Origin of the sequence: Flavobacterium sp., from assembly GCF_028712645.1 — a bacterium.
Lineage (GTDB): Bacteria > Bacteroidota > Bacteroidia > Flavobacteriales > Flavobacteriaceae > Flavobacterium.
Genome location: NZ_JAQTPQ010000218.1, coordinates 1 through 6151 on the forward strand (window position 1 = coordinate 1; position 6151 = coordinate 6151).

The 6151-nt window shown below is 33.5% G+C and carries 6 protein-coding genes; 3 read left to right on the forward strand and 3 right to left on the reverse strand.

The features are described 5' to 3' along the window. From PHC28_RS14460 to PHC28_RS14470, 3 genes are all read right to left on the reverse strand, one after another. A partial coding sequence (locus tag PHC28_RS14460) for an aminotransferase class III-fold pyridoxal phosphate-dependent enzyme (RefSeq protein WP_300102124.1) occupies positions 1 to 525 on the reverse strand: 525 nt, incomplete at its 3' end. A 65-nt stretch (positions 526 to 590) separates the two neighbouring features. Further along, positions 591 to 1238, reverse strand: a complete 648-nt coding sequence (locus tag PHC28_RS14465) for a GNAT family N-acetyltransferase (RefSeq protein WP_300102127.1) — start codon at positions 1236 to 1238, stop codon at positions 591 to 593. Positions 1239 to 1246: 8 nt separating this feature from the next. Further along, complete coding sequence (locus PHC28_RS14470) at positions 1247 to 2782, reverse strand: Na+/H+ antiporter NhaC family protein (protein WP_300102130.1); 1536 nt, start codon at positions 2780 to 2782, stop codon at positions 1247 to 1249. A gap of 216 nt (positions 2783 to 2998) precedes the next feature. Between PHC28_RS14470 and PHC28_RS14475 the strand changes: the two genes are divergently transcribed. From PHC28_RS14475 to PHC28_RS14485, 3 genes are all read left to right on the forward strand, one after another. Continuing rightward, positions 2999 to 4456: a CoA-acylating methylmalonate-semialdehyde dehydrogenase gene (locus tag PHC28_RS14475; RefSeq protein ID WP_300102133.1), complete on the forward strand. Its 1458-nt coding sequence runs from the start codon at positions 2999 to 3001 to the stop codon at positions 4454 to 4456. Positions 4457 to 4731: 275 nt separating this feature from the next. After that, positions 4732 to 5184, forward strand: a complete 453-nt coding sequence (locus tag PHC28_RS14480) for a GNAT family N-acetyltransferase (RefSeq protein WP_300102136.1) — start codon at positions 4732 to 4734, stop codon at positions 5182 to 5184. A gap of 20 nt (positions 5185 to 5204) precedes the next feature. Further along, positions 5205 to 6151: aminotransferase class III-fold pyridoxal phosphate-dependent enzyme (locus PHC28_RS14485; RefSeq protein ID WP_300102139.1), on the forward strand; the 947-nt coding region annotated here is incomplete at its 3' end.

Consider the following 6151-nt stretch of genomic DNA (forward strand, 5'->3'; position numbering starts at 1 on the left):
TGGAGCAAAATTTCCGAAACCTTTTTTGAACAAACCGTATTTACTGGTCAAACTCAAAGTAAGCATAGTTCTTCCTTGGTAGGCACCTTCGAAACAGATTACAGCAGGTCTTTTTGTATAATATTTTGCTGTTGAAATAGCATTTTCTACTACTTCGGAACAAGAACAAGCCAATAAAGTTTTCTTTGGAAAATCTCCAGGAGTTATAGCATTTAGCATTTCAGCAAATTCAATATAAGGCTCAAAAGTGGTTACTAATGCACCGGTATGAATGTATTTATCCATTTGATCTTTAATGGCATTGACAACAGCTTCTGGTCTGTGACCTAGATTTACCATTCCTATTCCGCCTGCAAAATCGATTAATTGATTCCCATCGACATCCCATACCAAAGCTCCTTCTGCTTTTTCAACCACCACTTCGGTTGATTTTCCCAAACCTGTAGGCAAAGCTGCCATTCTTCTTGCTAATATCAAAGCACTTTTAGGACCAGGAATTGCTGATACTTTTTTAATTTGTTTCATTGTTTATTTATCTACTTTTTTTATTTATTGTTTTTAATTCAGTTTCATTTTTGTTTTCAGAAGACTTATATTCTAAAATCTGGGTCAACTGGACGGTACATTAATATACTTCCATAACCAGATTCAGGATCATTGATGTAATTATATAAAGGTCTAATCCATCGGAAACCAGATTTTCTTTGCGGTGTAATTGTTGGGTCTGTAAATTTATTGATTTCCAAAGCATAACAATATTCCTCAATGGTCATTTTATCCTTAAATCTACCGTAACCTATTGTCATTCCTGCTATTATTTGCCCTTTCAATTTCAATTGCTTACAAATTTCATTTCTAGCATTATACATTTCAGTTGAAAGACCTAATCCTCTGTATTCTGGAAGAACTCCCATATCAATTCCGTACATCCAATCACCATCATCTATTTGAACATTGGTAATCCATAAATTGTCCGTTTCTTCAAGAAAAGTACTATCATGTTCTGGAAAATTGCATCTAAAAGTACTTGCAGCTGCAACAATTTTTCCGTCTTCTTCCACAACAATTTGTCCTTCTGGAAATACTTTGATATGATTGGCAAAATGCTCCCTTGTCATTATTTCAGATTTATCTAAAGTAGGATAACATCTAGATTGAACATACTCCATCTGAATTGCATCAGCTGGAGTAGCGGTTCTCACTATAAATCTATTTTCTAAAATTTCTTTATGAATCATTCCTTAAATTATAATATAAATCCAGCTACAAGATATATTACAGATGAAACAACAAAAATTATCAATTGATATGGAAATTGGGAAATTCCATGTTTCATCATATCCACTTTACAAGATTGAGCCGTAAGAACTCTATTGTCAGAGAAGAAACAAGCTGCTGCTCCCCAAACAGTTCCAGAAGCCAAAGCTCCTTGTGTCAACCAAAAATCAGCGTGAAATTGAGTTGACAAAATAGCCGTTGTAGGAACAAGAATTGCATAAATCCCCCAGTTTGAACCAGTTGCCCAACAAATCCAAGCTACCAATGCAAAAACTATGAATGGTAATGTGGAACCGTTTAACCAACTAATTCCTTCTAAGTGTGATGCTACAAACTCATTGAATCCTAATCCGTTTTGTACATCTTTTAATAAATAAGTAAAACCTAAAACTGCTAATACAAAAGTTATGGTTTCAAGACCTTTTACAAAATTATCTGAAATTTTATGGAAATCAACAATTTTAAATAGTAAGAAATAAAAATAAACAAATACACATGCTGTTGCAATACCTCTTAACGCATCAATACTTCCAAAAATATAATTTATGTCGAACTCGAAAGAAGGTCCCCAATAATCAAAATCAAAAGGATAAGGAAAAACAGTACAGAAAATAAGCACTAATAAAGGCAGTAAAAAATAGATAACTTTACCTTCTTTTTTATCCTTTTTACTTGTTTTTTCTTTTTCCTCTTTGATAACAACAGTAGCTTCTGCCTCTTTTATCCCTTTAAAATCTGGAAGAAATTCATAAACAACTAAGGCTCCAAGAATCAATGAAATCCAAGCTGAAAAGTTATACGGAATCGTGTGCATAAATGCTTCAATTGGACTGGTTATAGCTTCACCTTTTCCATCTAAAACACCACCTTCAATAGAAGTTAATTGTGTTCCGTAAAAAATTGTCCAAGTAGAAATTGGAAAAATAATAGTTAACGGTACACAAACAAAACTTAAAACTAATGCCAGTTTATCTCTGGAAACTCCAAATTTATCAGTTATAGGTCTCATCGTATTTCCTACAGATAAAGCACTAAAATAATCATCCAAGAAAAAGAAAAAACTCAACCAATAAGTCATCAATAAAGATTGTTTTTTGGTTTTTACATGGTTTTCTGAATATTTACCCACTGCTTTAATTCCACCTGAAGCAACAACCATTTGAACAAAAGCACCATATAATATACATACTAATATTACCCAAATTAAACCTCCATCATGAGCGTCTCTTGCTATTGACGAAAATAGTCCATCAAACATATTTAAAGGAAATATCATTCCTTGCCCTTCAGGAAACCATTCTGCGGATCCCCCTTGTTGTGCTAAAAGTATAAATCCAATTGCACAACCTATAATAAGAGGTTCCAATGCTTTTCTTGTAATTATCGCTATTCCTAACACAGTAAATGCAGGAACTAACGCATGCCAATTGATAAAATAACATAGAACTGCCAATAATAGTAAGGCAACTCCAATAACTGTCGAGACTGATTTCAATGATTTCATTCGGTTTTTGGTTTTGGTTAATAAATAATAATTAATAGAAATTGGTTGATTTTAAACTCAAGTTTTATGTCACTAATTCAAATATTTAAACTTGCAAATAAGTTAACATATACATCAAGATTTTGTAAATCTAACAATATTTTTGATACACGCAAAAAATATTATTGTTTTTTTACTAAAAAGTGTATATTTGAAAAATATATAAATAACCTAATTATGACATTCAACGAAGTAAAAAACTTTATAAATGGGGACTTCAAATCAGGAAGTTCAAACAAAATTCATTCTGTTATCTCGCCTTTAGATGGCAAAGAATTAACTACATTCAAAGAATCTACAATGGAAGATTTGAATGAAATAGTTGATTTTGCAAAAAAAGCTCAAAAAGCTTGGCAAAAAGTTACTTTAAAAGAAAGAGCTCAGGTCTTCTATAAATACAAACAATTATTAGAAAAAAATAGCACTGAACTCACCGAAATAATCTATCAAGAAAACGGAAAAATTCACCCTGAAGCAAAAGCAGAAATTGACAAAGCTATCGAACTTACCGAATTTGCTTGCTCGCTTCCACAGTTTGTAAATGGAGAAAATATGGAAGTAAGCAAAGGAGTTTATTGCTCTTCAACTCGAAATCCATTAGGTATTGTTGCTTCAATAGTTCCTTTTAATTTTCCAAGTATGGTTCCACATTGGACAATTGTAAATGCAATTGCACTGGGAAATGCAATGATTTTGAAACCTTCAGAAGCTGTGCCGATCAGCAGTCAATATATAGCAAAATTATTGAAAGAAGCTGGACTTCCAGATGGATTATTCAACATCCTTAACGGAACACAATCTACTGTAGAAAATCTTTGTGATCATCCTGAAATCAATGCAATTACATTTGTAGGTTCTACAAAAGTGGCGAAAATTGTTTACCAAAGAGCTAGCCACAATTTGAAACAAGTTTTAGCTCTTGGCGGAGCAAAAAATCACATCATTTTATTACCGGATGCTCACCCAGAAATGGCTTCTTCGAATATCGTTGCTTCAATGAGTGGTTGTGCTGGTCAAAGATGTATGGCTGCAGCAACATTAATTGCTGTTGGGAATTGTGATGCTATTCTTGACAAATTAATTGGTGATGCCAATAAAATTCAATGCGGAACTACTTTAGGTGCTGTAATTTCGAAAGCAGCCAAAGATAGAATTGAAGGTTACATCACTGAAGCTGAACAACAAGGGGCCAAAATCATTTTGGATGGAAGAAATGCCGTTGTTCCAGGAAAAGAAAATGGATTCTATGTAGGACCAACTATTATAGATTATGCCACAGCCGATATGAAAGTTGCAAGAGAAGAAATTTTCGGTCCCGTTTTAACCATTGTTCGAGTTAATACAATTGACGAAGCTTTGGCAATTGAAAATGCTAATCCTTACGGAAATGCGTGTTCCGTATTTACACAAAGTGGTGGTTTGGCTAATTATGTTACCGAGAATGCTTCGGCTGGAATGTGTGGCGTAAACATTGGAGTTCCTGTTCCAAGAGAGCCTTTTGGTTTTGGTGGATGGAACGAATCTCGATTTGGTTCAGGCGATATTACAGGTAAGAGTTCAATTGGTTTTTTTACCAAAGAAAAGAAAACAACCACTAAATGGAATCCTGAAGCAGGAACAAATTGGATGAGCTAATCCTATTACTGCTGGCGAGTTCTAAATTTATGCAAAAAAATTGTAACTTAAGTAACGAGAAAGATATAATATCGCAATTATTAAAAAGAGTTTTTGCCACAAATTAGAAGGATTAAAAAGATTTTTAAGCTAATTAACGAATTAATCTGTGCTAATTTGTGACCCCAGCGATAGCGAACAGGCGAAGCAAATCTGTGGCAAAGGAATTCATTAAAATAAAACATTAAATTTTAGCTATTACTTATAGTTTCTAAACTAATAAAAAACAACCAAATATGATACGAAAAGCTACTTTACAAGACTTGGATCAATTAACTCCGTTGTTTGACCAATACCTGATTTTTTACAAAAAACCTTCTAATTTAGAAAAACATAAAGCCTTTTTGAAAGAAAGGATAGAAAACAACGAAGCCATTATTTTTATGGCTTTTGACGACGAAATAAAAGATAAAGCCATTGGTTTTACACTGATATACCCAACATTTTCTTCGGTTTTGTTAAGCAAAATATTGATTTTAAATGATTTGTTTGTCGATTCCACCATTCGAAAAAAAGGAATTGGTGAACAATTAATTCTCAAAACTGTAGAATTAGCCAAAGAACTCAACTTGAATTTAATTCGATTAAGAACCGCAAAAAACAACGTGGTTGCTCAAGGTTTGTATCATAAAATGAGATTCGTTAGAGACGAACACCTTTATACTTATGACCTCACCGTAAATAAATAAAAACTAAAATTTTAAACATAATGTTAAGTAAAGAACAAATAATAAGCGACAGCAAAGAATTCAGTTTATTTTCGTGGTCAGCTCAAGCTAGTGTGAATCCAATCGCTATCGAAAGAGCCGAAGGTGTGTATTTATACGAAATTGGAGGAAAAAGAATCATCGATTTCTCGAGTGGATTAATGTCAGTAAATATTGGTCACGGAGATCAGCGAGTAACTGATGCTGTTGTTGAACAAATGCAAAAAGTAAGTTTTGTAACACCAACTTGTACTACTGAAATTAGAGCCAAATTATCCAGGAAATTGGCAGAAATATGTCCAGGTAATTTGAATAAAGCTTTTTATACTTTATGCGGAACTTCATCTGTAGATAATGCCATAAAATTAGCCCGACTTTATACTGGAAGACATAAAATCATTGGAAGATACAGAGCTTTTCACGGTGGGTCTATTGGCGGAATGTCAGTAGGTGGTGATCCAAGAAAATTGGCTAACGATTCTCAGCAAATGACAAATGCAGTTTTGCTTGACGACCCTTATTATTTCTTTGGAATGAAAGATTTAGACGATGCTACAAAATTAAATTTAAGTTTGGAATATGTTGATAGAGTCATTCAATTTGAAGGAAAATCAAATATTGCCGCCTTTATTTTTGAAGGAGAAAGCGGTTCATCGGGATGTTTGAAATACCCAAAAGGATATTTAAAAGGTGTCAAAGCACTTTGCGAAAAATACGGAATCCTTTTTATAGCTGATGAAGTGATGAGCGGATTTGGTAGAACTGGAAAATGGTTCGGCTTCGAAAACCACGACATTATTCCTGATATGGTTTGTATGGCAAAAGGTCTGACTTCATCTTATTTACCATTAGGTTGTTTGATGGTTTCTGATAAAATTGCCTCCAAATTTGAAAATACGCCAATGATGATTGGATTGACTTACAATGCGCATCCGGTAGCTTTAGCGGC

Excerpts from the sequence above, each read along its gene's own strand:
- PHC28_RS14465 (WP_300102127.1), bottom strand. The coding sequence starts at position 1,238 with ATGATTCATAAAGAAATTTTAGAAAATAGATTTATAGTGAGAACCGCT.
- PHC28_RS14470 (WP_300102130.1), bottom strand. The coding sequence starts at position 2,782 with ATGAAATCATTGAAATCAGTCTCGACAGTTATTGGAGTTGCCTTACTA.
- PHC28_RS14475 (WP_300102133.1), top strand. The coding sequence starts at position 2,999 with ATGACATTCAACGAAGTAAAAAACTTTATAAATGGGGACTTCAAATCA.
- PHC28_RS14480 (WP_300102136.1), top strand. The coding sequence starts at position 4,732 with ATGATACGAAAAGCTACTTTACAAGACTTGGATCAATTAACTCCGTTG.